The following is a 2,595-nucleotide window of genomic DNA, read 5'->3' as shown; positions in this document are numbered from 1 at the left end:
TGCATGTTTCGGAGTAATCCGATCACCGATTCCGGGATAAACCGATCACCTGTTTCGGTTTAATCCGATCACACATTCCGCGATAATCCGGTCATTTTAGGCATAACTCCGGAATACATGATCGGATAAGCGGATTCACCGATCGGATTATCCCGGAATCATTCTTTTTTCTCTTTTAAATCAATTAGTCGCTACCATGATTGGCATCAAATATTGCCATCGGAAGCGACAATGCCAAAAAAGAGAATAGTTATGACCAAAATCAAAGAGGTTTTACGCCTCAAATTCGACTGCCAACTCTCCAATCGCAACATCGCTACCTGTGTCAAAATCGGTTGCTCTACCGTCTCTGAAATACTCAGTCGGTTTAAACTCAGCGAATTAGGCTGGCCACTTCCCGATGGCACATCAGATCTTCAACTCACTCAGGCTTTGTATCAAGACAAGGGACCATCACAGCATAAGGTGATGCCTGATTTTGCTCTGTACTTCAAAGAGTTGAAGCGTAAAGGCATGACAAAGCGTCTACTGTGGGAGGAATACCACACCCAATACCAAGCTTGTGCCTATGGCTACACTCAGTTTTGTGAATACTACACTCGCTGGTTTAAGAAGCAGAAGCGCAGTATGCGCCAGCACCACATCGCAGGCGACAAGCTCTTCATCGATTACTGCGGTCCAACCGTTCCCATCGTTAACCCAGATACTGGTGAAGTGAGAACAGCGCAGATCTTCGTGGCGACACTGGGGGCGTCTAATTACACCTATGTGGAGGCCAGCAGAAGCCAACGGCTTGAATGCTGGTTGCAGGCTCACGTTAATGCCTTCGAGTTCTTTGGTGGCGTGCCGCACTTGCTAGTGCCAGATAATCTCAGATCGGCTGTTACCAAGCCCTGCCGCTATGAACCGACCTTGAACGATAGCTATCGTAAGCTCGCCAATCATTACTGCACGGCAGTGATGCCTGCAAGGCCTTACAAACCTAAGGATAAAGCCAAAGCAGAAAATGCGGTGTTGATAGTGGAACGTTGGATCTTAATGCGGCTACGCCATCAGGTGTTTCATACCTATGCCGAGTTGAACCTCGTCATCCGTGACTTAATGCATGATCTTAATCAGCGTGAAATGCGGCAGATAGGTGCCAGCCGTCAGGCCTTATTTGAGATGTTAGATAAACCTGCGCTAAAGCCATTACCCGTACAGCCCTATCTTTATACCGAAACTAAACGCGCCAAGGTTGGCCCTGACTATCACATCCAATATAAGAAACACTACTACTCAGTGCCACACCAGCTGGTTGGTGAACATGTCGAGCTAGAAGCATCTTCAAGGCTGGTCAGGATTTATCACCAGGGAAACCTAGTCGCCCAGCACCCTAGCAGTGACAAAGAACACGGCCAAAGCACCATAGATTTGCATATGCCGAGCAATCATCAGCATCAAAAGTGGTCTCCACAACGACTACTTAGTTGGGCCGAAAATATTGGCCCTGCCGCCCGCGAAGTCGTCAATGCACAGTTGCAAAGCAAGGCACATCCAGAGCAGGCTTACCGCAGCTGTTTGGGCTTACTCAATCTAAGCAGACATCATGGCGACAATCGTTTAGAGCAGGCGTGTAAAGATGCGGTACTGGTCGACAAGCCCTATCTAAAGTTCATCAAAAACCTGCTCATCAACCACCGTGAAGGAAGACTCTCGAGCGATAACACCAGCACGCCCAATATCGAGCACAGTAATGTTCGTGGCCCCAGCAGTTACCACTAGGAGAAAGGTTGATGGATCATCTCAATGAACAACTTAAAACATTACGGTTAGGTCATGCAGCGCAGGCCTTGGAGCAGCAACGAGAGCAGCTCTCAACCTACGCAGAATTGAGTTTTGAGGAAAGGTTGGGCTTGCTACTGGAATGCGAGCTGTTAAATCGAGACCAGACTAAGATCCAACGTCTCAAGCGACAAGCCAAGCTACGGCTCAATGCTCAAGCTAGCCAACTGATTTATAAGGAAGGTCGTGGCCTAATGCGGGCTAAGATGAGTGAGCTGCTAACAAGCAGTTACTTGCACAAACATCAAAACATCCTTATCACGGGGCCTACGGGAGCCGGAAAGACTTATGTCGCTTGTGCCATCGCAGAGCAAGCCTGCGAGCGACAATACACCGTCAGATACTATCGCCTAAGTCGACTTCTGGATGACTTAAGCTCGGGTAAACTGGATGGTAGTTATCAAAAGCAGCTGCTGGCGCTATCGAAAAAGGCACTGCTGATAATCGATGACTGGGGAATGGAAAAGCTGAACCAGGAGCAAGCCAGCCATTTACTGGAAGTGCTGGAAGATAGGTATCAAGAAAGCAGCACAATCGTGATCAGCCAGCTTCCCGTAAAAGAGTGGTACAACATGATCGGTAACGCCACGATCGCCGACGCATTATTAGATCGTTTAATCCACAACGGGCACCGAATAGAATTGGGTGGTGAATCGATGAGAAAACTGGCGCAATCCGATCACTTAGGGTAAAAATAAGGGGAAGAGAGAAAAGATGATTTAGGTGATCGGATTAAACCGAAATGAGTGATCGCAATCGCCGGAATACGCA

The 2,595-nt window shown here is 48.1% G+C and carries 2 protein-coding genes; both read left to right on the top strand.

Features of this window, described 5'->3' with window-relative positions; all coding sequences use genetic code 11:
* Window positions 1-231: 231 nt before the first annotated feature.
* Window positions 232-1,764: an IS21 family transposase gene (gene istA, locus EKG38_RS24610; protein ID WP_126523516.1), complete on the top strand. Its 1,533-nt coding sequence runs from the start codon at window positions 232-234 to the stop codon at window positions 1,762-1,764.
* A gap of 11 nt (window positions 1,765-1,775) precedes the next feature.
* Window positions 1,776-2,516 (top strand): IS21-like element helper ATPase IstB, encoded by a 741-nt coding sequence (gene istB / locus EKG38_RS24605; protein WP_126523515.1) that lies wholly within the window; start codon window positions 1,776-1,778, stop codon window positions 2,514-2,516.
* Window positions 2,517-2,595 lie beyond the last annotated feature (79 nt).

The sequence above is a fragment of the Shewanella canadensis genome, assembly GCF_003966225.1.
Lineage (GTDB): Bacteria > Pseudomonadota > Gammaproteobacteria > Enterobacterales > Shewanellaceae > Shewanella > Shewanella canadensis.
This window is presented reverse-complemented; position numbering and strand designations above follow the sequence as displayed.